The sequence below is a fragment of the Pseudomonas sp. MIACH genome (genome assembly GCF_001269925.1).
GTDB lineage: Bacteria > Pseudomonadota > Gammaproteobacteria > Pseudomonadales > Pseudomonadaceae > Aquipseudomonas.
The window spans coordinates 95,576-117,730 of sequence record NZ_LHVO01000051.1; the positions used below are offsets into that span (position 1 = coordinate 95,576).

19 protein-coding genes and 1 tRNA gene are annotated in these 22,155 nt (G+C 59.7%); 11 read left to right on the plus strand and 9 right to left on the minus strand.

Going from position 1 to position 22,155, the window contains the following annotated elements; translation table 11 throughout:
- Positions 1-73: 73 nt before the first annotated feature.
- Positions 74-150: transfer RNA gene (locus AD670_RS18850), tRNA-Met, on the minus strand.
- 280 nt (positions 151-430) lie between these two features.
- On the opposite strand from AD670_RS18850, the gene dinB reads away from it, so the two are divergent.
- Positions 431-1,489 (plus strand): DNA polymerase IV, encoded by a 1,059-nt coding sequence (gene dinB, locus AD670_RS18855; protein ID WP_053135644.1) that lies wholly within the window; start codon positions 431-433, stop codon positions 1,487-1,489.
- 69 nt (positions 1,490-1,558) lie between these two features.
- Here the strand turns inward: dinB and AD670_RS18860 are convergent, their stop codons facing one another.
- From AD670_RS18860 to AD670_RS18875, 4 genes are all read right to left on the minus strand, one after another.
- Positions 1,559-2,512 (minus strand): hypothetical protein, encoded by a 954-nt coding sequence (locus AD670_RS18860; protein ID WP_053135648.1) that lies wholly within the window; start codon positions 2,510-2,512, stop codon positions 1,559-1,561.
- A gap of 20 nt (positions 2,513-2,532) precedes the next feature.
- Complete coding sequence (locus AD670_RS18865; protein ID WP_053135651.1) at positions 2,533-4,248, minus strand: proline--tRNA ligase; 1,716 nt, start codon at positions 4,246-4,248, stop codon at positions 2,533-2,535.
- A gap of 155 nt (positions 4,249-4,403) precedes the next feature.
- Positions 4,404-5,936, minus strand: coding sequence for an AmpG family muropeptide MFS transporter (locus AD670_RS18870; RefSeq protein ID WP_053135654.1), 1,533 nt, complete (start codon positions 5,934-5,936; stop codon positions 4,404-4,406).
- Positions 5,937-5,979: 43 nt separating this feature from the next.
- Positions 5,980-6,294: an MGMT family protein gene (locus AD670_RS18875; RefSeq protein ID WP_053135658.1), complete on the minus strand. Its 315-nt coding sequence runs from the start codon at positions 6,292-6,294 to the stop codon at positions 5,980-5,982.
- A gap of 193 nt (positions 6,295-6,487) precedes the next feature.
- Between AD670_RS18875 and AD670_RS18880 the strand changes: the two genes are divergently transcribed.
- The 5 genes from AD670_RS18880 (at position 6,488) to groL (ending at position 11,105) form a co-directional block, all read left to right on the plus strand.
- Entirely contained in the window at positions 6,488-7,495 is a 1,008-nt protein-coding gene (locus AD670_RS18880; RefSeq protein ID WP_053135660.1) for a DUF481 domain-containing protein, read from the plus strand.
- Positions 7,496-7,589: 94 nt separating this feature from the next.
- Entirely contained in the window at positions 7,590-8,321 is a 732-nt protein-coding gene (locus AD670_RS18885) for a HugZ family protein (RefSeq protein ID WP_053135663.1), read from the plus strand.
- Positions 8,322-8,387: 66 nt separating this feature from the next.
- Positions 8,388-8,864, plus strand: a complete 477-nt coding sequence (locus AD670_RS18890; protein ID WP_024077215.1) for an FxsA family protein — start codon at positions 8,388-8,390, stop codon at positions 8,862-8,864.
- A gap of 247 nt (positions 8,865-9,111) precedes the next feature.
- Positions 9,112-9,408, plus strand: coding sequence for a co-chaperone GroES (groES, locus tag AD670_RS18895; protein WP_003175874.1), 297 nt, complete (start codon positions 9,112-9,114; stop codon positions 9,406-9,408).
- Between the two features lie 50 nt (positions 9,409-9,458).
- On the plus strand, positions 9,459-11,105 hold the full coding sequence (gene groL, locus AD670_RS18900) for a chaperonin GroEL (protein WP_053135665.1): 1,647 nt from the start codon (positions 9,459-9,461) through the stop codon (positions 11,103-11,105).
- A gap of 73 nt (positions 11,106-11,178) precedes the next feature.
- Here groL and AD670_RS18905 read toward each other — a convergent pair whose 3' ends face one another.
- Positions 11,179-11,898, minus strand: a complete 720-nt coding sequence (locus tag AD670_RS18905) for a phosphatase PAP2 family protein (protein ID WP_053135668.1) — start codon at positions 11,896-11,898, stop codon at positions 11,179-11,181.
- A 51-nt stretch (positions 11,899-11,949) separates the two neighbouring features.
- Positions 11,950-13,899: an LTA synthase family protein gene (locus AD670_RS18910; RefSeq protein ID WP_053135671.1), complete on the minus strand. Its 1,950-nt coding sequence runs from the start codon at positions 13,897-13,899 to the stop codon at positions 11,950-11,952.
- Between the two features lie 201 nt (positions 13,900-14,100).
- Here AD670_RS18910 and colR point away from each other — a divergent pair, with 201 nt between their 5' ends.
- From colR to AD670_RS18935, 5 genes are all read left to right on the plus strand, one after another.
- Positions 14,101-14,784 (plus strand): two-component system response regulator ColR, encoded by a 684-nt coding sequence (gene colR, locus AD670_RS18915; RefSeq protein WP_027605482.1) that lies wholly within the window; start codon positions 14,101-14,103, stop codon positions 14,782-14,784.
- The gene (locus tag AD670_RS18920) at positions 14,774-16,054 is read left to right on the plus strand and encodes a HAMP domain-containing sensor histidine kinase (protein ID WP_053135675.1); all 1,281 of its coding nucleotides are present in this window, start codon (positions 14,774-14,776) and stop codon (positions 16,052-16,054) included. The genes colR and AD670_RS18920 overlap by 11 nt, the downstream gene beginning before the upstream one ends.
- A 188-nt stretch (positions 16,055-16,242) precedes the next feature.
- A complete protein-coding gene (locus AD670_RS18925) occupies positions 16,243-16,923 on the plus strand; it encodes a class I SAM-dependent methyltransferase (RefSeq protein WP_053135678.1) in 681 nt (226 codons plus the stop codon).
- A gap of 4 nt (positions 16,924-16,927) precedes the next feature.
- The gene (locus AD670_RS18930; RefSeq protein WP_053135681.1) at positions 16,928-17,647 is read left to right on the plus strand and encodes a lipopolysaccharide kinase InaA family protein; all 720 of its coding nucleotides are present in this window, start codon (positions 16,928-16,930) and stop codon (positions 17,645-17,647) included.
- Entirely contained in the window at positions 17,644-17,871 is a 228-nt protein-coding gene (locus AD670_RS18935) for a hypothetical protein (protein WP_053135684.1), read from the plus strand. The genes AD670_RS18930 and AD670_RS18935 overlap by 4 nt, the downstream gene beginning before the upstream one ends.
- A gap of 54 nt (positions 17,872-17,925) precedes the next feature.
- On the opposite strand, the gene AD670_RS18940 is transcribed toward AD670_RS18935, so the two are convergent.
- Together AD670_RS18940 and AD670_RS18945 are read right to left on the minus strand one after the other, a co-directional pair.
- Positions 17,926-20,952 (minus strand): multidrug efflux RND transporter permease subunit, encoded by a 3,027-nt coding sequence (locus tag AD670_RS18940; RefSeq protein WP_053135687.1) that lies wholly within the window; start codon positions 20,950-20,952, stop codon positions 17,926-17,928.
- Between the two features lie 3 nt (positions 20,953-20,955).
- Positions 20,956-22,086 (minus strand): efflux RND transporter periplasmic adaptor subunit, encoded by a 1,131-nt coding sequence (locus AD670_RS18945; RefSeq protein ID WP_053135690.1) that lies wholly within the window; start codon positions 22,084-22,086, stop codon positions 20,956-20,958.
- Positions 22,087-22,155 lie beyond the last annotated feature (69 nt).

A 22,155-nucleotide genomic window follows, 5' to 3' on the forward strand; every position in this document is an offset into this window, starting at 1 on the left:
TACAATTTTCGTACAAGCACAAAACAGATGCGCACAAAAAAGGCCACTCTTTCGAGTAGCCTTTTTTGATGTTTGGTTGCGGGAGCCGGATTTGAACCGACGACCTTCGGGTTATGAGCCCGACGAGCTACCAGACTGCTCCATCCCGCGTCTGTGTGTCGGCATTCTACAGAGGATCGCGAGTGTGTCAACCTGTGAATCGAAGAAAAGCGCTTGTGGTTCAATCGGTTAGCTCTCCATGGGAAGCCATTTGAGTCGCGCGGGCCAGTCGGGCCAAGGGTTTCAGCTCTATTGGGACACTGATTTCGATTGAAAAAATAAATTCATCTGGGAAATTTCCTACCGCTCAGACGGAAGAATCAAACTACTGGTGCTATATACAGGGGTGAGTGCGATACTGCCCATCCGTTGGATTACACCCCCTCTATCTATGACGCAGCGCAAAATCATCCACGTCGACTGTGATTGCTTCTACGCCGCCATCGAGATGCGCGATGACCCGAGCCTGGCGCAAAAGCCCCTGGCGGTGGGGGGATCGGCAGATCGAAGGGGCGTGATCGCTACGTGCAACTACGAAGCGCGCGCGTACGGGGTGCGTTCAGCCATGTCGTCGCGCCATGCCCTCAAGCTCTGCCCGGACCTGACCATCGTCAAGCCGCGCATGGATGCTTATAAGGAAGCGTCGAAGGAAATCCAGACGATCTTTCGCGACTACACCGACCTGATCGAGCCCTTGTCGCTGGACGAGGCCTACCTCGACGTCTCCAACAGCCCGCACTTTGGCGGCAGCGCCACGCGCATCGCCCAGGACATTCGACGCCGCGTCTCCAACCAATTGCACATCACCGTGTCTGCCGGTGTGGCGCCGAATAAATTCTTGGCCAAGATCGCCAGCGATTGGAAGAAGCCCAATGGCCTTTTTGTGATCACCCCGGACCAGGTCGAAGACTTTGTCTCGCAGCTACGGGTAAGCAAGTTGCACGGCGTGGGCAAGGTGACGGCAGACAAACTGGCGCGTCTGGGCATCGAAGACTGCCTGCAATTGCGCGAATGGAACAAGTTGGCGCTCGTGCGTGAATTCGGCAGTTTTGGTGAGCGGCTCTGGAGCCTGGCCCGTGGGATAGATGACCGTGTGGTGCAGAACGACAGCCGGCGGCAGTCCATCAGTGTGGAAAATACCTACGATGTGGATTTGCCGGATCTCTCAAGTTGCCTGGCGAAACTGCCCGAACTGATGGAAACCCTGGCCGGGCGCATGGCGCGTATCGACAGCAGCTATAAGGCGGGCAAGCCGTTCGTTAAGGTGAAGTTTCATGACTTTACCCAGACGACGTTGGAGCAGGCGGGGGCGGCGCGGGATCTTGAGAGTTATCAACAACTGATGACCCAGGCGTTTAATCGCGGTGGGAAACCGGTGCGGTTGTTGGGGATTGGGGTGCGGTTGCTGGACCTGAGTGGCGGCAACGAACAGTTAGAGTTCTCTTGGTAGAAACCGGAAACAAAATGTGGGAGGGAGCAAGCCACCTCCCACATTTGGATCTACAGTGTTTTCGAAGTCTCAGCGTGCTCCGGGATCTGCGACTAACCGCCCCGCATCCTTGGTCAGCGCCTGCAGGAATTCCTGCTGCAACTCGGGATCATTGCGGGTCAGTTCGATCAGGCTTTGTTCCAGTTCACTGGCTTCTTCTTCCAGGCCCAGCTCCGACAGGCGCTTGACCCGGTGCACCCACTGGTTGACTTCATCGTCTTCCAGGTCGTCGTAGATCAGGCCGTGGGCTTCGAGCAACTTGCCGCGCAGGGTGCTGCTGATCGCCAGGGTCGAGTCCGAGTGCACGTCGTCCTGGCCATCTTCCACGCTGATCTTCAAGGTCGTGACGCGGTTCAGGTCCTGCTCGGCAAACGGGCTGTCCAACAGGTTCAGGCGCAGTACGCCGTTGCGGTCGGTGGTCAGCTCATGGGTCTGTTTGCCGGCGATGACCTGCACCGGGCGTTCGCTCCAGGGCAGGCTCGAATACTCCACGCGCTTGTCGCGCTGGACCTCATCGATACCTGCCAGGTTCTGTTGCGCACGGCCATGGGACTGCACGTTCATGAACGGGTTGAGACCGTCCACGCCGTAGGTCAGCCAGTCGTGGGTCATGCTGGTCGGCAGGTTGCCGAGGGCGAAGATGTTCGCCACGTTGGCGCCCGCACCCGCCACCAAAGCCACTGCACCCAAGGGCATCTCATAGAGTTTGCGCCAGGGCTGGTAAGGCGTGTAGCGGTCGTAACGACGGGTGACTTCGAATTCGGTGACCTCAAAGGTCTTCTGCTCGTGAATACGAACCCGGCGTTGCGGCAGTTCCAGCACTTTGGGTTCGCCGACATCGATCTGCAGGCTGTGGTCGAGCAACTTACGCTCGACCCGTTCCTCGTGCTCGCTGCGTTGCGACATCTGATTGGCGCAGCCGCTGACCAGCAGGGCGCCGCACAAGGCGGCGCCCCCCAGGGCTCTGGTGTTTCGCTTGAACATGACTTCTCTTGATCTGGTTTTCAGCGACGAATACGCGCCTGAAGGAAAGACAGCACGTCAGCCACCGGCAACGGTTGGGCTTCGGCTTCGGTCCGGCTCTTGTATTCCAGATTGCCATCGGCCAGGCCGCGGTCACTGACCACGATCCGGTGCGGGATGCCAATCAGTTCCATGTCGGCGAACTTGATGCCCGGGCTGGTTTTCTTGTCCCGGTCATCCAGCAGCACTTCAAAACCAGCTGCCGTCAGTTCGGCGTACAGTTTGTCGGTGGCTTCGCGTACTTGCTCGGTTTCGTAACGCAGCGGTACCAGGGCAACCTGGAACGGCGCCAGGGCGTCACTCCAGATAATGCCTTTCTCGTCGTTGTTCTGCTCGATGGCAGCGGCAACCACACGGGATACGCCAATGCCGTAGCAACCCATGTCGAGGGTGATCGGCTTGCCGTTCTCGCCCAGCACTTCGCACTTCATCGCCTTGCTGTACTTGTTGCCCAGCTGGAAGATGTGCCCGACTTCAATGCCGCGCTTGATTTCCAGGGTGCCCTTGCCATCCGGGCTTGGGTCACCGGCCACCACGTTGCGCAGGTCGGCTACGGTCGGAACCGGCAGGTCACGCTCCCAGTTCACGCCGAAGTAATGCTTGTCGTCGATGTTCGCGCCGATAGCGAAGTCGCTCATCAGCTCGACCGAACGGTCGATGATGATCGGCAGCGGCAGGTTCAGCGGACCGAGGGAGCCGGCACCGGCGCCAATGGCGTCGCGCAGTTCGGCATCGCTGGCCATGACCAGCGGGCTGGCCACGCCAGGTTGCTGGGCCGCCTTGATTTCGTTGAGTTCGTGGTCGCCACGGATCACCAGGGCGATCAGCTTGCCTTCTTCTTCGGCGTGCACGATCAGGGTCTTGATGGTCTTTTCAATCGGCAGATTGAATTTCTCCACCAGGGCCGCGATGGTCTTGGTCTCTGGCGTATCCACCAGGCGCAGTTCTTCAGCCGGGGCGGGACGGGACGTTTCCCGAGGTACGGCTTCGGCTTTCTCGATGTTCGCCGCGTAGTCGGAACCGTTGCTGAACACGATATCGTCTTCGCCGGAATCGGCCAGCACGTGGAATTCGTGGGAGCCGGCACCGCCGATGGAACCGTTGTCTGCTTCAACCGGGCGGAACTTCAGGCCCAGGCGCGTGAACACATTGCAGTAGGCCTGGTGCATGCGGTCGTAGGTGACCTGCAGCGATGCCTGATCGGCGTGGAACGAATAGGCGTCCTTCATGATGAATTCGCGGCCGCGCATCAGACCGAAGCGTGGGCGGATTTCATCACGGAATTTGGTCTGGATCTGATACAGGTTCAGAGGCAGCTGTTTGTAGCTGCTCAACTCATTGCGCATCAGGTCGGTGATCACTTCTTCGTGGGTCGGGCCGGCGCAGAAGTCGCGGCCATGACGATCCTTGAAGCGCAGCAACTCAGGGCCGTACTCTTCCCAGCGCCCGGATTCCTGCCACAGCTCAGCCGGTTGGGTGCTCGGCATCAACACTTCCAGAGAGCCGGCCGCGTTCATTTCTTCACGAACGATGGCTTCGACCTTGCGCATCACCTTCAAGCCCATGGGCAGCCAGGTGTACAGGCCGGAGGCCAGTTTGCGGATCATGCCGGCGCGCAGCATCAGCTGATGGCTGATCACGACCGCGTCGGAAGGCGTTTCTTTCTGTGTGGCGAGCAAATATTGACTGGTACGCATGGTAGGCCGTTGTCGGTTGCTTGGACTTGAAATGACTTGGGATTGTACGGGCGCAAACTGCCGGCGTACAGGCGTCAGAATCTAGGGCTGTCTGTAGGAGCAGAGCGTGCTCGCGATGGGGGCGCCGCGGTCTGGCTTTTAAAGGGCCCCCAAAATCAGTCTTCGGCGGGCGGATTCAACCGAATCCGCCGATTTTCCTGATACCAGTGCAACGCAATCAGCAGCAATGTCGGCACACCCAGCATGCAGGTGATCAGGAAAAAATTGTGGTACCCGAACTTCTCCACCATCACCCCCGAATACCCGCCGATCAGGCGAGGCAGCAACAGCATGATCGAGCTGAGCAGCGCATATTGGGTGGCAGAAAACTTGAGGTTGGTCAGGCTCGACAGATAGGCCACAAACGCCGACGTGGCCAGACCCGAGCTGAAGTTATCCAGGGAAATGGTGAAGATCAGCATCTGCAGGTCCGGGCCCATGTCTGCGAGCATCACGAACAGCAGGTTGGTGCCGGCCGAAGCGATCCCGCCGATAAACAGGATCGGCAGGATGCCGAAACGAACAATCAGCAGGCCACCCATGCCGGCGCCGAGCAGGGTCATGATCAGGCCGAAGATCTTGCTGACCCCGGCGATCTGATCCTTGGTAAAGCCCTGGTCGATGTAGAACACGTTGGCCATTACGCCCATCACCGTGTCGGACATGCGATAGGTGGCGATCAGCCCCAGCAGCAGCAGTGCCTGCCAGCGGTAGCGCAGGATAAAGTCGTTGACCGGCGTCAGCACCGGCGCAAGGCCGCGACGGCCCATTGCCGAGAGGCACAGGGCGGTAAGCGTTATATAGAGGATGGCGCGCAGGAAGGCGCGGTCTTCCATCAACAGATCCCAGAAGCTGGTGTCATGGAACACCACGCTACCGAAGTCGGTGTTGTACAGCTGGGTAAACATGGCAGGCACGGAGACCAGCAGCACGATCAGCACAAACACCGACATCAATTGATGGGCAAAGCTGTAGCGCCCGGCCTGCAACTGGGTGCGCAGTGGCACATTGGGTTCGCGCATGAACAGGGTGGTCAGCAACGCCGGGATCATCAGCACGCCGAACAGCACATAGGTGCCGGTCCAGGCCGAGTGCTTATAGTTGAAGCCGGTGGAGCCGAAGCCTTCGGCAAAGAACAGTGCACCCGCCGTAGCCAGCAGGGCGGCAATACGGTAGCCGGACATATAGCTGGCGGCCAGGGCGGCCTGGCGGCTGTCGTCGGCGATTTCCAGGCGATAGGCGTCGACCGCGATGTCCTGGGTAGCCGATGCGAAGGCGACCACCACGGCAATGGCGATCAGCCAGGACAGGTGCTTCTGCGGGTCGCAGAAGCCCATGCCGATCAATCCGAGGATCACCAGCGACTGGGCAAGCACCAGCCAGGAGCGACGACGTCCGAGTTTACCGAGCAGCGGCAGGCGCCATTGGTCGAGCAGCGGCGACCAGACCCATTTGAAGGCATACGCCAAACCGATCAGGCTCGCATAGCCGATGGTCTCGCGGGCCACACCGGCCTCACGCAACCACACCGAAAGCGTCGAGAACACCAACATGTAAGGCAAGCCGGCGGCAAAGCCGAGCAACAACAGCACTAACGTCGAGGGGCTGGCATAGGCGGCGAGCGCGGCGCGCCAGGTTTTACGGGGCATGGGCTGGAGTCTGCCTCAGATTCACGGAAACAAAGCGCGCACTCTAACCGCTGTGCTCTACCGGGCGCCAGCCATGGCGCTGAATATCCACGCGATTGTTGCGGACAGTGACGCCTTCTTCGCGCAAGCGTGCCCGCTGCTCGTCGCCTGAGGCGCTGCCCACCGGCAGACTTATCCGACCACCGGCACCCAGCACACGGTGCCAGGGCAATGTCGTGCCCTCGGGAAGCTGACTCAAGGTACGCCCCACCCAGCGTGCCGCGCGCCCCAGCCCGGCCAGTTGCGCCAGCTCGCCATAACTCACCACGCACCCTGGCGGGATTTGCGCCAGGGTCAGGTACAGCGCGGTGCGGCGCATCTCGGCCGGGCTTTGGGGGGCGTCTGCAGGTTGCGTCACGGTGGATATTTCCGCTCAAATCGTCGGTATGGTTGTAAGAAATGTCTGTAATCATGCTGATGAGAATTGAACTCAATATAAATACTTGAGTCAGTCCTAGCTATCTAACACGATAATCGCCCTTTTTCGCCAATCTTGAGCTCCCTATCCGCTTATGTTGTCCAGAACCCTGCTGTGCCTCGCTGTTTTCAGTGCATCCACGCCCCTGTTGGCCGATACCGTCTGGTTGAAAAACGGTGACCGCCTGACCGGCAAAATCAAGGTCTTCGACGGTGGCAAGCTGCTGATCCAGACCGAGTACGCGGGCGCCATTCCGGTGGACTGGAAACAGGTGAAAACCCTGGAGAGCGACCAGGAGCTGTTGGTCAAGCAGGACGCCTACACCGGCGAGAAGGCCAAGTCTTTAAAAGCAGCGGACGATGGCAAGGTGGTGCTGGCCAATGGCGAGGCGCCGAAGACCGTCGAGCTGGCGAGTATCCAGCAGATCATCAAGCCCAAGCCTGTGATCGAAGACCTGGTGTGGAAGGGTAATGTCGACATGGCGCTGGACTACAAACGCGCCGAAAAAGACACCAACGACTACGACATCGACTTCAAGACCACTGCGCGCCACGGCCAATGGCGCCATACCGGCCAGGGCGAATACAACCGCGAATTCCAGGATGACGTCACCACCACCGACAACTGGGCCCTGGAATATGACCTGGACCGTTTCATCACCGAGCACTGGTTCTGGCAGGGCCGCCTGACCTATAAGCGTGACAAGGTCGAAGACCTGGCGCGCCAGCGCACCGTGGGTACCGGCCCGGGCTACCAGTTCTGGGATGACGAACTGGGCGCGTTCTCCCTCGGCTCGCTGGTCAACCGCACCGATTACGAATACGCCGATGGCGGCAAGGACAACTTCTATTCGCTGGCCATGAAGTGGAATTACAACCGCTACCTGGTGGGCAAGACCGTTGAGTTCTTCACCAATGGCGAGGTCGGCAAACCTATCGACGGTCCGGCGGAGTACTCCCTGGATGCGGAAATGGGCCTGCGCTACAAAGTCACCGAGTGGGCGTCGCTCAACCTCAAGGCCGAGCGCGACGTGATCAGTGGCGATTCGGAAAGCAGCCTGAGCAAGACCCGCTACACCGCAGGGTTCGGTGTGGCCTGGTAAGAGAGGCGCTGGCAACCGGCGCGTAGATTGATTACCTTGTATTGAGATCCATTCCCATATGCCATGGGCGGCTGAATACCCGAGGAGTCATACGTTGAGCGCGCACGTTGCCAAGAACGCCCGAGAGCTGTTGCTCAAGGAATACCGTGGGGCTCTCTCCACATTGTCCAAAGCCATGCCCGGCTTCCCGTTTGGGTCGGTCGTGCCGTATTGCCTGGACGAGCAGGGCCGCCCACTGATCCTGATCAGCCGCATCGCCCAGCACACCCATAATCTGCAAAAAGATCCGAAGTGCTCGCTGCTGGTCGGCGAGCGCGAAGCGGATGATGTGCAGGCGGTGGGGCGCCTGACCTACCTGGCAGAAGCCGAGAAACTGCAGGAAGGCGCCGCCATCGAAGCCGCCGCCGAGCGCTATTACCGCTACTTTCCAGAGTCGGCCAACTACCACAAGGCCCACGATTTCGATTTTTGGGTGCTCAAGCCAGTACGCCACCGTTACATCGGCGGATTTGGCGCGATTCATTGGCTCGACCAGTTGACCCTGGCCAACCCCTTCGCGGGCAAGGGCGAGCGCAGCATGATCGAACACATGAACAGCGATCACACCAAGGCCATTGCCCATTACGTCGAGTTGGCCGGCTTGCCGACCGTCGAACCCGCGCAATTGGCCGGCATCGACAGCGAAGGCATGCACCTGCGTATCGGCCAATCCCTGCATTGGCTGCCATTTGCCGAGTCTTGCAACACGCCGACACAAGTGCGCGAAGCCTTGGTTTCATTGGCTCACGCCGAGGTCTGGCCGAAAAAAGCCGCTGCTGACGCTTGAATTCACGAAACGGCGACGTCATCTAAGGTGGACTGGCAAGGCATTCTTGCGTTGAGGAACCATTTGATGCGCCCTTTTTTATTGCTCTTTCTGCTGTTCCCGGTGTTGGAGCTGTTCGTATTCGTTCAAGTCAGCGGTGCGATCGGGTTTTTCCCGGCCCTGTTGCTGATCATTCTCGGCTCGATGCTCGGCGTCCTGGTGCTGCGCGTCGCCGGCCTGGCCACGGCGCTGCGTGCCCGTGAAAGCCTGAATCGCGGCGAACTGCCGGCCCAGACCATGCTGGAAGGCTTGATGATGGCTTTGGCGGGCGGTCTGTTGATCCTGCCGGGTTTTATCAGCGATGTAGTAGGCCTGGTGATGTTGCTGCCGTTCACCCGCAAGCTGCTGGCCGGCAAGATGCGCCAGCGCGCCGAAGAAGCGGCGATTCGCCAGCGTGCATTCGCCGACGACCTGCAACCCCGAGGCGGTCCGGCTCCGCGCCAACCGTTGGGGCGAGAAGGTGATGTGATCGAAGGCGAGTTCGAACATCGCGACAGCAAATAACCACTTCACTGGCACGGCACCTTCGGGTGCCGTGTTGCTTTTATGGGCCGACAGACGCAAAAAAAATCATCTTCGGCCCCTTGTAATAAGCTTATGCGCCCTTATGTAACGGTCACCGCAAGGTTTCTGGTGGCGACACCAGACAGACTTCCGCGTTTCGCCCAGCGAACCGCGACCGGCACCGCCGGAATACAACCAGCCGGTACCGATACCGGCCGATGAAAAACACAATTAGGAGAGATCGACAATGAGCAAGCTTCGTCCTCTGCACGACCGCGTCGTAATCCGTCGCAGCGAAGAAGAAAAGAAAACCGCTGGCGGTATCGTTCTGCCAGGTTCGGCTGCTGAAAAAGCCAACCACGGTGTGATCGTCGCTGCAGGCCCAGGCAAGACTCTGGAAAACGGTGACGTACGTGCGCTGGCCGTTAAAGTCGGTGACAAGGTTGTATTTGGTCCTTACTCCGGCAGCAACACTGTGAAAGTCGACGGCGAAGACCTGCTGGTAATGGCTGAGAACGAGATTCTCGCCGTACTGGAAGACTGATTTCCCCGCTCATTTTCCCGTTACTACAAAGTATTTAAGGAATATCGATCATGGCTGCTAAAGAAGTTAAATTCGGCGATTCCGCCCGCAAGAAAATGCTTACCGGTGTCAACATCCTGGCTGACGCAGTAAAAGCGACCCTGGGCCCGAAAGGCCGTAACGTGATCATCGAGAAGAGCTTCGGCGCTCCGACCATCACCAAGGACGGCGTTTCCGTCGCTAAAGAAATCGAACTGGAAGACCGTTTCGAAAACATGGGCGCGCAGCTGGTCAAAGACGTTGCCTCCCGTGCCAACGATGACGCAGGCGACGGCACCACCACCGCTACCGTTCTGGCTCAGGCAATCGTCAACGAAGGCTACAAGGCCGTCGCTGCCGGCATGAACCCGATGGACCTCAAGCGCGGCATCGACAAGGCGACCATCGCCATCGTTGCTGAACTGAAAAACCTGTCCAAGCCTTGCGCTGACACCAAGGCAATCGCTCAGGTAGGCACCATCTCCGCCAACTCCGACAGCTCCATCGGCGACATCATTGCCGAAGCCATGGAAAAAGTCGGTAAAGAAGGCGTGATCACCGTTGAAGAAGGCACTGGCCTGGAAAACGAACTGTCGGTTGTTGAAGGCATGCAGTTCGACCGTGGCTACCTGTCCCCGTACTTCGTCAACAAGCCGGAAACCATGGTTGCCGAGCTGGACAGCCCGCTGATCCTGCTGGTCGACAAGAAGATCTCCAACATCCGCGAAATGCTGCCAGTGCTGGAAGCCGTTGCCAAAGCCGGCCGCCCACTGCTGATCGTTTCCGAAGACGTTGAAGGCGAAGCCCTGGCGACTCTGGTTGTGAACAACATGCGTGGCATCGTTAAAGTCGCAGCCGTCAAGGCTCCAGGCTTCGGCGACCGTCGCAAGGCCATGCTGCAGGACATCGCCGTCCTGACCGGCGGTACCGTTATCTCCGAAGAGATCGGCCTGAGCCTGGAAAGCGCCACCCTGGAAAACCTGGGTAGCGCCAAGCGCGTGACCATCTCCAAGGAAAACACCATCATCGTTGACGGTGCTGGCGTTGAAGGCGACATTCAATCGCGCATCACTCAGATCCGCGCCCAGGTTGCCGAGACTTCCTCGGACTACGACCGTGAAAAACTGCAAGAGCGTCTGGCCAAGCTGTCCGGTGGCGTTGCAGTGATCAAGGTTGGCGCTGGTTCCGAAGTTGAAATGAAAGAGAAGAAAGCCCGCGTTGAAGACGCCCTGCACGCAACCCGCGCAGCCGTCGAAGAAGGCGTGGTACCTGGCGGTGGCGTTGCGCTGATCCGTGCTCTGGAAGCCCTGACTAACCTGACCGGCGACAACGCTGACCAGAACGTCGGTATCGCTGTACTGCGTCGTGCTGTTGAAGCACCGCTGCGCCAGATCGCTGCCAACTCCGGCGACGAGCCAAGCGTTGTGGTCAACGAAGTCAAGAACGGCAAGGGTAACTACGGTTACAACGCTGCGACTGGCGTCTACGGCGACATGATCGAAATGGGCATCCTGGACCCTACCAAGGTGACTCGTTCCGCGCTGCAGGCTGCAGCCTCCATCGGTGGTCTGATCCTGACCACCGAAGCTGCCATCGCTGACAAGCCAAAGGCTGAAGGCTCGGCTGGCGGCGGTATGCCAGACATGGGCGGCATGGGTGGCATGGGCGGCATGATGTAAGCCAGCCTTACCCCAGTACTGAAAAAGCCCCGCCTGCAGTGATGCAGGCGGGGCTTTTTTGTGGGCCTTGGGTTCAGGTGGGGGTTGCGCGCGTGGATGGCCGGTACAGCAACAGGCAATACAGCCCCAGGCAGATCAGCCAGCAGAAAATCGCCGTCCACACATTATGGGAAAAGAAGTGGGCGCCTTGCATCATACGGCTGACGGAAAAGACGCTGCCCAAGCCGACGGCAAAGATGAATGCGCCGCGCGCCATCCGCGGCTGTCGGTCACGCAATGCAAAAAACAGGGCGAACACGGCGAACCCGGTGGCGGCATGACCACCAGGCCAGCAGCGTCCGGGTTTCTCGGTGGGTGGGCGAGGGCTCAGCAGTTTGCTGTAGGTTTCCTGACCGCCGAATTCCTGGACGCTCCACGGGCACTGGACGCCGGTGATGGTTTTCAGCGGAGAGACAAACGCGGTTGCCAGCCCGAGGGACAGCACCAGGCAGCCCAGTTCACGCCGATAGGGTTTGAGCCGCCGGAGGATAAACGTGCCGGCGAACCCCAGGATCGCCAAGACCGAGAACAGGATGACCAACTGTTTGGCGCGGTCATGCAGGATGTCTTCGAGGAAGAAACTGTAACGCCCGATGAAACCACCCTCCGCGCCGTTGTAGAACAGCTTGGCGAGATCCATGTCCAGCGACGTCAGTTCCAGCAACAGCAATAGAAGCGCAGCGCCGCCGGGGATGCCCAGGCAGAGCCATAAGTTGAGAGGTTTGGAGACCGGTACGGCGGGGGTGGTTCGCATGGTGAACCCTGGTGAAAAACCTCCCGTACTGACCTGTACGGGACGTTTTGGTTAGCGCGTGCTCAGTGCCGGGGCCTCTTCCTTGGGCGCTCTCCAGCTCAGCAACTGTTGTTTGAAGTCATAGCTGGCGGCCTGGTAGTAGGTGATCGCCCGCTGGATCAACGGGTCATCGCTGCCGACCCGCAACTCCTGGCTCTCACCCAGGGCTTGGTCGTGGCGGCGCAGGCCCAGGCGAGGGCTGAGAATCGCCAGGTCCTTGCCGTCGAACAACCCCAGGTGTTGGTAGTTACCGACCACGACCCGAGGTGGCAGTGGGTTGTCCTGCAGCAGGTTGCGGCCAAAGAAGGTTGATTCGTAGCTCAGGTTGAGCAGGCCCAGCAGCGTCGGCGCCAGGTCGATCTGGCTGGCCAGTTGTGCGCTTTCCCGTGCGTCGATCAGCTTGGGCGCATAGATGAACAGCGGAATCTGGTAGTTGGTGATGGGCAGGTCTTCCTTGCCTGCACTGCCGGCAGTGTGGTCGGCGACGAAGATGAAGATCGTGTTATCGAACCACGGTTTTTGACGGGCGGCTTGCAGGAATTGGCCGATGGCGTGGTCGGTGTATTTCACCGCGCCGTCGCGGCCATTACCGGATTTGATGTCGATACGCCCATACGGGTAGGTGTAAGGGCGGTGGTTGGAAGTGGTCATCAGTTGCAGCAAAAATGGCTGCTGCTTGGCGTAGTCGGCGTCGGCCAGTTTCAGGGTTTGGTTGTACAAGTCCTCGTCAGCCATGCCCCAGGCGTTCTTGAACGAGATTTCCGACTCGGGCACGCTGCTTTGGTCCACGACGCGATAACCGTTGCCGCTGAAAAACGCGTTCATGTTATCGAAGTACCCGCGCCCGCCGTACACAAACACGCTGTCATAACCGACGGCCGTGAGTTGCTGGCCCAGGCTGGCGAAGCCGCTTTCACGACCAATGCGCTTGACGATCGAACGCCCAGGCGTAGGGGGGATCGCCAGGGTAATCGCTTCCAGGCCACGGTCGGTGCGGGTGCCGGTGGCATAGAAATTATTGAAATACAGGCTCTGTTTGCGCAGTGCATCCAGGTTGGGCGTGAGGTTGCGTTCATCACCGTTGCTGCCCATGTACTTGGCGCTGAAGCTTTCGATGGTGACCAGCACGATATTGGGCTTGCGCAGCGTGCCCGGGTTGGTGATGGCGCGGCGGATATCCAGCGGGTCCTGGCCGATAAAGCGGGCGTTGGGTTCGCTGAGTTCTGCACGCAACTGCTTGGCGACAACGTCGATGGGCAGGCTTTTGTAGAACTGCGGGTAGTCCAGTTCGTTGTTACGGAATGCGGCGAAAAACTGATACGGACCATTACTGGCCAGTTCGTTCTTGTAGGCGTTGCCGCCCTGGGCTCGCGGGCTGTCCTGGCTGATCAGTTGCAGGCTGAGGCCGGCAACGACCAACAGGGCCAAGGCATTCACCAGGCGGCCACGCATTGCCGGCAGTGGGGCGCTCATCGCTGCATTGAACGGCTTGCGCAAGGCCAGGCTCAAGACGATGGCCAGCATCGCAAGCAGGCTCAACAGCTTGCCGATCGGATAAGACTCCAGCAGGTTGTTCAACACCTCATCGGAGTACACCAGGTAATCGACGGCGATGAAATTGAAGCGCACGCCGAACTCATCCCAGAACAGCCACTCGGCCACCGAGGTAAACAGCATGGCGAACAGGCTGACGGTGAGCACCGCCTGCAGGAACCAGCGGTGGCCGCGACGGCGCCATAGCGCGGGTGGGCACAACAGCAAATACAGGCCCAGTGGCAGTGCCGCATAGGCCAGGAAACCCAGGTCGTACAGCAGGCCCACGCCAAACACCGGCAGCAGGTTGCCGCCGACTTCGTCCAAGTGAGTGATGAGCAGCACACTGCGAGTGAGCAGGAAAATAGCCAGCCAGGCACCGGTTACCAACAGCAAATAGCGCATTGGCGCTGTTTTGACAAAACCCATGTCTATGTTCCTTATATCAATGGGTGGCGATCTTCTGCCTGACACTGTGGTCAGTTTGTGAAGCTATAGTGAAAAACTTGTTCAACTCTGTACTAGGTTGAAAACCTTTATCGTCGGACCTCTCAGCCCTATCCCTGAGCCACACTTGGCCTTAAGCTGCGCGAGCCAACACGGCCGTTACCGCGTACGGAGACACTGCCCATGCGAATTCTATTGGTTGAAGACAACCGCGATATTCTGGCCAACCTGGCCGACTACCTGGGGCTAAAAGGCTACACCGTGGACTGTGCGCAGGACGGTTTGTCGGGCCTGCACCTGGCCGCGACCGAGCATTACGACTTGATCGTGCTCGACATCATGCTGCCTGGCATCGATGGCTACACCTTGTGCAAACGCCTGCGTGAAGACGCCCGCCGCGACACGCCGGTGATCATGCTCACCGCCCGCGACCAGTTGGATGACCGGCTGCAGGGCTTCAAGTCCGGCGCCGATGATTATTTGCTCAAACCGTTTGCCCTGTCGGAATTGGCCGCGCGCATCGAAGCCGTGCTGCGCCGTGCCCAAGGCGGCGGTCGCCGCGCCCTGCAAGTGGCCGATCTGAATTACGACCTCGATACCCTGGAAGTGACTCGCGAAGGGCGCCTGCTCAAACTCAACCCGGTCGGCCTGAAACTGCTCGCGGTCTTGATGCAGAAAAGTCCCCACGTACTGCGTCGGGAAGTGCTCGAAGAGGCGCTGTGGGGCGATGACTGCCCGGACAGCGACAGCCTGCGCAGCCACGTCCACCAGTTGCGCCAAGTAATCGATAAGCCGTTCGCCAAACCGTTGCTGCAAACGGTGCACGGTGTGGGTTACCGCTTGGCCGAGGGCCGTGATGGAGTTTAAGCAAAGCCTTGCCCAGCGGATCATCATCGCCTTTGCCTTGATGAGTGCGTTGGTGGCGGGGGCCTTCGCCATGGGCATCGTCGCGACCGTGCACCTGGTGGAAGAGAAGTTGATCTCGGCAGGCTTGGGCGGTGACTTGCAGCGCCTGCTGCTGATGGACACTGTCGAGGACTGGCGGCACCGGCCCGAGCCGGACCAGCTGTTTTACTTCAGCGGTGGCCCCGGCGATTTTGAATTGCCCAAGGACCTGCGGCATCTGGAACCCGGTTTTCATGAAGTGTTTCGCGAGGCGCTGTCGTACCACGCGATGGTCGAAGTGGTCGACGGTCGGCGCTATGTGCTGCTGCAGGATCAAAGCGATTTCGAAGAGCGCGAGCGCGTGCTGTTTGCCGTGGTGCTGGTGGGCTTCGTGCTCAGCCTGGCGCTGGCAGTGTTCCTCGGCTGGGTGCTGGCCCGTAAAGTGATGGCGCCGGTGGTGCGCCTGGCCCGTCAGGTGCGGCACCGCGACCAGTTGCTGGGCCTGGCGCCGCCGCTGGCACCGGACTACGCGGCCGACGAAGTGGGTGAACTGGCGGTGGCCTTCGACGCCACGCTGGGGCGCCTGCGTCAGGCGTTGTCCCGCGAGCAGTTGTTTACCAGCGATGTCAGCCACGAACTGCGCACGCCCTTGATGGTGCTGGCCAGTTCCTGCGAATTGCTGCTGGAGAACCCCGCCATCGATCAGCGTGGGCGTAACCAGGTCGAGCGAATCGCCCGTGCCTGTGAAGAAATGCGTGAGCTGGTCCAGACCTTCCTGATGCTCGCCCGTGCCCAACATGACGACGGCAGCATGTCGCCCAAGGCCAACCTGTTGCAGGTGGCTGATGACCTGCTCGGCATTTGGCGTGAGCCCATCGAGCACAAGGGCCTGGAGTTGATCTATCAACCGGGCAACCCGCTGGAGACCCGCTACAACGCCACCTTCCTGCATGCCGTGATGGGCAACCTGTTGCGCAATGCCCTGCACTACACCGAGCGTGGCTTTATCCGCCTGACCCTGGAACCCACCGGGTTTGTGGTGGAAGACAGCGGCGTCGGCATTCCCGAAGACAAGCGCGAAGCGATGTTCGAGCCGTTCGTACGCGGCAGTGAGAAGCGCGGTGAGGGCCTGGGGTTGGGGTTGTCGCTGGTTCAGCGCATCTGCGAGAACCAGGGCTGGAGCGTTACCCTCAGCACCATGGAGCCCCATGGCTGTCGCTTTCATGTCCAATTGAGTCAGGTTAACGCCTGACCGTTCCCACTGCCGTTATCCTGCCAGAGATCCCCGTAAATCGGCGAACATGGCCCGATGATATTGCTTGTTTCTGTAAAGTCTTGAAATGTATGAGATTGGACAGGACAAGTTTTTCACAACGGGTTGACCTGTTGATCACAGGTCGCTGCTTAAGGTTGTAGGCATCAGTAACTGGAGATCCGTTGATGCCTACCCCGATCAAGCTCGAATTTTCCGATAAGTACGACGACCAGCACGCCCACGAATATTTGCTCAAGCATCAGGACAATCTGGCTCGCCGGTTGTCCCACAAACGCGACGAGCAACTGGCCCGTTGTGCGCTGGCGATGGCCGGTGAGCCTGGCCTGGTGCTGGACCTGCCGTGCGGCGCCGGGCGTTTCTGGCCGCTGCTGGCGGAAAAACCCAACCGCGTGATCATCGGCGCCGACAATTCGGCATCGATGTTGAAGGTAGCGACGGCCGCCCAACCCGCCGAAGTGGTGAAACGGGTACGGCCCTTGCAGACATCTGCCTTCGATATCGATTTGCCGGATAACTCGGTCGACAGCATTTTCTGTATGCGTCTGCTCCACCACATTGGTGATCCAGCGCACCGGCAGGCAGTTTTGCGGGAGTTTCAGCGGGTTACCCGCGACAGCGTGATCATTTCGCTGTGGGTCGATGGCAATTTCAAAGCCTGGAAACGCAAGCGTCTTGAAGGGCGGCGTCGCAGTAAAGGTGAGCAGGAAGGTTACCAAAATAGATTTGTGTTACCGGCTGCTACTGTTGAAGCAGAGTTTGAGCAAGCCGGCTTCCGTGTTCAGGAATCCCTGGACTTCATACCGCTCTACGCCATGTGGCGGGTGTATGTATTGCGCAAGAGGTAACAGGATGGCAGTTGAGTGCGTAGCAGGCAGTCACGTAGCTCCCGAAGAACGCTTCGATTATTTCTGGCGTCAGCAAGGCGAATGGGTCGAAGAACCCAATCGCCGGCGTGGCGGTGAAAGTGGTGTACAGCGCGTACTCAGTGCCAATGGCCGGTTGCTCTACAGCAAGCGCCAGACAGGCCATATCTACCGCAGTTGGCTGCACCCGTTTGGACGCCCCACGGTGCTGCGCGAGCGTGATGCTCTAATGGGCCTGCGGGGGTTGGATGTACGTGTCCCCGAAATGGTCTTTTGTGAAGCACGCCGTGACCCCGAGCACCGCTGGAAGGCACTGTTGGTGACTGCCGCCCTCGACGGCTTCGACGAAATTGAAAACTGGTACGCCGCCGGCGGTCGCCAACAGTACGGCGAGCAGGTGCACGAGCGCTTGCTCAAAGAGTTGGCCGGCACCCTGGCTCGTATGCACAAAGGGCGCTGGCAGCACGGCTGCCTGTACATCAAGCACATTTTCGTGCGGGTCACGGGCGAGGGTGACTCTGCCCAGGTGGAAGTGGCGCTGCTGGATTTCGAGAAATGCCGCCAGCGCTTGACGGCTTATCGGGCTGCTTCCCATGACATGTTGCAGTTGCGCCGCCATTCGTCGTGGAACAGCACCGACTGGGAAAAACTCAGCTACTTTTACGAGGCGGCGTTTGGCAGCGCTATCAAGGGTTTACTCAAATGAAGCTAGAAATAGCACGAGGTTTGTTCCTGGTCGGGGCGATGGGCATTGCTGCCTTGGCCCTGGCAGCGTGGGAGCAGCCTCGCACACAAGTGCTCAGCGCGGTGCAAGGCGGCGCGCAATGCCTGTTGCCGCGCGTCGCCAAGGCGAGTGTGGCGGCCAAGCCTGATCATGAGCTGTTGCTGTTCATGTTTGGCATGTCTCAAGGCATGAGGCCGCAGAGTTGAAACGATTCAAACCCCCGAAAAGGGCCTCGCGATGCGAGGCCCTTTTTTTGTCCGTCAAACCTTATCGGGCTTGGCCAGCAACGTATAAACACAGGGCAATACAAACAGTGTGAACAAGGTGCCGATCGACATCCCCGTGGCGATCACCATGCCGATATCAAACCGGCTCACCGCGCCTGCGCCGGTCGCGAGAATCAATGGCACCATGCCGAACACCATGGCGGCGGTGGTCATCAACACCGGTCGCAGGCGAATCGCCGCGGCTTCCTCTACCGCCTGACGCGGGCTGAGGCCCTTGTCCTTGCGCAGTTGGTTGGCAAATTCAACGATCAGGATGCCGTGTTTGCTGATCAAGCCGATCAGCGTCACCAACCCCACCTGGGTATAGATATTCATGCTCGACCAGCCCAGGAACAGCGGGATCAGTGCACCGCAGATCGACAGCGGCACCGTCACCAGAATCACCAGCGGATCACGGAAGCTTTCGAACTGGGCCGCCAGCACCAGGAAGATAATCGCCAGGGCCAGGGCGAACGTGACCCACAGCGCGCTGCCTTCCTGGATAAATTGCCGCGACGCGCCGCTGTAGTCGAAGGCATAGCCCGGTGGTGTTTCCTCAATCGCGATCTGGCGCACGGTGTCGATGGCTTCGCCCATGCTCACGATAGGAAAACCGGAGATCAGCGCCGAGTTGAGTTGCTGGAACTGGTTTAGCTGACGGGGCCGGGCGCGGTCGGTGAGGGTGATCAGGGTCGACAGTGGCAGCAGTTCACCCTGGGTGTTTTTCACGTAGTAGTTATTCAGCCAGTCAGGGTTGTCGCGGTAAGCGCGCTCCACTTGGGCGATCACCTTGTAGCTGCGTCCGTCGAGGGTGAAGCGGTTGATTTCCGCCTCGGCCAGCAAGGTCGCCAGGGTACCGCCGAGGTCCTGCATCGACACGCCCATCTGCGCAGCCTTGGCGCGATCGATGTCGACCACGACCTCCGGCTTGTCGAAGGCCAGGTCGATGTCCACAAAGGCGAACTTGCCCGACTCCATCGCACGTTTTTTCACGCGGTTGGCCACTTCCAGCAAGGATTCATAATCGTTGGCCGTGTTGATCACAAAGCCAAACGGCAGTCCTTCGCCTGTGCCCGGCAGGGACGGCAGGTTAAAGCCGAACACCTGCAGGCCCGGGATCTGCTCCAGGCGGTGCTGGACGTCGGGCAGGATTTGCATCTGGGTACGGCTGCGCTCGTTCCACGGCTTGAGCAGGAAACCGCCGATGCCCGATTGCACGCCATTGAAGCCGTTGATCTGGAACGACGCGTAGTACTCCGGGAACTCCTTGAAGACCTTGATGAACTCGTCGGTGTAGGTGTTGAGGTAGTCCAGGTTGGTCGGTTGCGGCGCGCTGGCCATCATGAAGATGACGCCCTGATCTTCGTCGGGAGCCAGTTGCGACTGGGTGAACTTGAGGAACACCGGGATCAGGCACAGCACAATCAGCGCAAATACGATCACCACCGGCCGCGTATTCAGGGTGCCATGCAGCATGCTCTGGTAACGGCGCTTGAGGCTTTCGAACGTCCGGTCAAGGCGATGGGCCAGGCCCGAGGGGTTTTCATCGTGACGCAACAACAGTGCGCACATCATCGGCGACAGGGTCAGGGCGACGATGCCAGAGATGATCACCGCCCCGGCCAGCGTCAGGGCGAACTCCTTGAACAGCGCCCCGGTGAGGCCTTCGAGAAAACCGATGGGCGCATACACCGCCGCCAGGGTGATGGTCATCGACACCACCGGCAGGGCGATCTCCCGAGCGCCCTCCAGCGCCGCATCCAGAGGCGTCTTGCCTTCCTCGATATGGCGATGGATGTTTTCCACCACCACGATTGCATCGTCCACCACCAGGCCGATGGCGAGCACCATCGCCAGCAGGGTCAGCAGGTTGATCGAATAGCCCATCAACTGCATGAAAAACAGCACGCCGATCATCGACAGCGGGATGGTGATCACCGGAATCACCACCGAACGCAATGCGCCGAGGAACAGGAACACCACCACGATCACGATCAGCACCGCTTCAAACAGGGTCTTGACCACCTCGTTGATGGACGCCTGGATAAACAGGGTCGCGTCGTAGGCAATTTCTGCCTTGAGGTTGGGCGGCAGCTGGGACTCCAGCTCCGGCATCAGCTTGCGCACTTCCTTGATCACGTCCAGCGGGTTGGCGCTGGGCGTGGCCTTGATGCCGATATACACCGAGGGTGTGCCGCCGAACGAGCTGATGGCGTTGTAGTTTTCCGCGCCCATTTCCACCCGCGCCACATCCCGCAGCAGCACGCGGCTGTCACCGTCGGTTTTGACGGTGATGGCACCAAAGGCCTCGGCCGACTTGAGGTCGGTGTTGGCATTGATGCTGGTGACCACGAACTCGCCTTTCACCTCACCGGCGGCGGAGAGGAAGTTGTAGTGGCGTACGGCGTCGGTGATGTCGCTGGCGCTGAGGCCAAAGCCGGCGAGTTTGATCGGGTCGAGCCAGATGCGCATGGCGAACACCTGGTTGCCGAGGATCTCTGCTTCGGCCATGCCGGGCAGGGTGGCAAGCTTGGGCTGGATGACCCGCGACAGGTAGTCGGTGATCTGCGGGTTGCTCAACTGCTGGCTGGAGAAACTGATGTACATCAGTGCCGAGGCGTCGGCTGCTTCTTTGCTCAGCACCGGGTCTTCGGCGTCCTGCGGCAGTTTGTTCTTCACCTCGTTGGCCTTGGCCAGCAACTCGGTAAACAAGCGGTCGCTGTTGGAGCCGATGCGTGCGTAGATCGAGATCACCGAGAAGTTCTGGCGACTCACCGAGGTCATGTAGTCGATGCCCTCGGCGCTCGCCAGGCTTTGCTGCAAGGGCTGGGTGATGTAGCCCTGGATCGTTTCGGCATTCGCGCCGGGGTAGGCGGTGGTCACCGTGATCAGGGCGTTTTCCATACTGGGGTATTGGCGCAACGGCAGCTTGCTGTAGGCCTGGAACCCGAGCAACACAATGAGCAGGCTGACCACCATGGCCAGTACCGGACGGCGGATAAAGGCATCTGTGAACTTCATGGCTCAATGCCCTGCCGGCAGGTTTTTGTCCGGGCTGATGGCGATGGGCGTGCCGTTGTCCAGTTTGAGCTGACCGGCGCTGACCACCTGTTCAACGGCTTTCAAGCCCTTGCTCACCAGCACCAGGCCACCGCGTCGCTCGCCGGTCTCGACAAAACGTCGTTCGGCGATCAACAGCGGCTGGCCGTTGGCGTCTTTTTCCACCGCGCCGTTCTCGGCCTTCTTCTCGGCCACGGCGTACACCGAGTTGCCGTAGAGCGTGTAGGTAATTGCGCCTTCCGGCACCACGATTTGCGCGGTCGGGTTGGGCAGCATCACCTCCAGGCTGGTGAACATGCCGGGCAGCAGCTTGCTGTCCGGGTTGGCCAGGGTGGCGCGCACCAGCACGTTGCGCGTGCTGTTCTCCACCTTGGGGTTGATCGCACTGACGCTGCCGGGAAATTGCTGGCCGGGGTAAGCCGAAACCTGCACCTGCACGGGTTGCCCGATGGCGACTTTGGGCACCGAATGTTCAGGGATATAGAAGTCGACGTAGAGGCTGCTGATGTCTTGCAGGGTGGCGATCACCGTGCCGCTGGCGAGGTAGTCGCCCACGTCCACCTGGCGAATGCCGATGGTGCCGCTGAATGGCGCAACGATGTGTTTCTTGGCCAGGGAAGCCTTGAGTTGGTTGACGGTGGCCTTGTTCTTTTGCAATTGGGCGCTGAGGCGGTCGAACTCGCCCTTGGAGATCGCCTGGCTGCCCACCAATTGGCTGCCGCGCCCGTAATCCAATTGCGCCAGGCCCAGATCGGCCTGGGCGGTTTCCAGCAGGGCGCTTTCCACGGCGCTGTCCAGCTGCACCAGGGGTTGCCCGGCCTTGACCTTCTGCCCGGACTCGAACTGCACGTCCTTGACGGTGCCGGCCACCTCCAGGCTCAGGTTGACCCCTTGCAACGCCTTGAGCGTACCCACCGATGGCAGGCGTTGCTGCCACGCCTGCTCGGTCGCGGTCGCGACAGCCACACTGACGGGCGGTTTGGGTGTGGAAAAGACCTGGATCTGCTGATAGATGGCAAAGACTTTATAGCCCGCCAGCAGCAGGACGATTAACAGGACGACACCTAACATGATCAGCATGCGACGGCGCAGCATATTCCGGTTCCTTGGAAAAACTGGGACAGACGAAGACAGACAGTGTCGGAACATTACTCCGAGTAATCA

What these genes read in the sequence shown, in the direction of transcription:
- AD670_RS18865 (WP_053135651.1), bottom strand. Translation starts at nt 4,248, where the DNA reads ATGCGTACCAGTCAATATTTGCTCGCCACACAGAAAGAAACGCCTTCC.
- groL (WP_053135665.1), top strand. Translation starts at nt 9,459, where the DNA reads ATGGCTGCTAAAGAAGTTAAATTCGGCGATTCCGCCCGCAAGAAAATG.
- AD670_RS18860 (WP_053135648.1), bottom strand. Translation starts at nt 2,512, where the DNA reads ATGTTCAAGCGAAACACCAGAGCCCTGGGGGGCGCCGCCTTGTGCGGC.
- AD670_RS18940 (WP_053135687.1), bottom strand. Translation starts at nt 20,952, where the DNA reads ATGAAGTTCACAGATGCCTTTATCCGCCGTCCGGTACTGGCCATGGTG.
- AD670_RS18930 (WP_053135681.1), top strand. Translation starts at nt 16,928, where the DNA reads ATGGCAGTTGAGTGCGTAGCAGGCAGTCACGTAGCTCCCGAAGAACGC.
- AD670_RS18905 (WP_053135668.1), bottom strand. Translation starts at nt 11,898, where the DNA reads ATGCGAACCACCCCCGCCGTACCGGTCTCCAAACCTCTCAACTTATGG.
- colR (WP_027605482.1), top strand. Translation starts at nt 14,101, where the DNA reads ATGCGAATTCTATTGGTTGAAGACAACCGCGATATTCTGGCCAACCTG.
- AD670_RS18870 (WP_053135654.1), bottom strand. Translation starts at nt 5,936, where the DNA reads ATGCCCCGTAAAACCTGGCGCGCCGCGCTCGCCGCCTATGCCAGCCCC.
- groES (WP_003175874.1), top strand. Translation starts at nt 9,112, where the DNA reads ATGAGCAAGCTTCGTCCTCTGCACGACCGCGTCGTAATCCGTCGCAGC.
- dinB (WP_053135644.1), top strand. Translation starts at nt 431, where the DNA reads ATGACGCAGCGCAAAATCATCCACGTCGACTGTGATTGCTTCTACGCC.
- AD670_RS18890 (WP_024077215.1), top strand. Translation starts at nt 8,388, where the DNA reads ATGCGCCCTTTTTTATTGCTCTTTCTGCTGTTCCCGGTGTTGGAGCTG.
- AD670_RS18875 (WP_053135658.1), bottom strand. Translation starts at nt 6,294, where the DNA reads ATGCGCCGCACCGCGCTGTACCTGACCCTGGCGCAAATCCCGCCAGGG.
- AD670_RS18935 (WP_053135684.1), top strand. Translation starts at nt 17,644, where the DNA reads ATGAAGCTAGAAATAGCACGAGGTTTGTTCCTGGTCGGGGCGATGGGC.
- AD670_RS18880 (WP_053135660.1), top strand. Translation starts at nt 6,488, where the DNA reads ATGTTGTCCAGAACCCTGCTGTGCCTCGCTGTTTTCAGTGCATCCACG.
- AD670_RS18910 (WP_053135671.1), bottom strand. Translation starts at nt 13,899, where the DNA reads ATGGGTTTTGTCAAAACAGCGCCAATGCGCTATTTGCTGTTGGTAACC.
- AD670_RS18925 (WP_053135678.1), top strand. Translation starts at nt 16,243, where the DNA reads ATGCCTACCCCGATCAAGCTCGAATTTTCCGATAAGTACGACGACCAG.
- AD670_RS18920 (WP_053135675.1), top strand. Translation starts at nt 14,774, where the DNA reads ATGGAGTTTAAGCAAAGCCTTGCCCAGCGGATCATCATCGCCTTTGCC.
- AD670_RS18945 (WP_053135690.1), bottom strand. Translation starts at nt 22,086, where the DNA reads ATGCTGCGCCGTCGCATGCTGATCATGTTAGGTGTCGTCCTGTTAATC.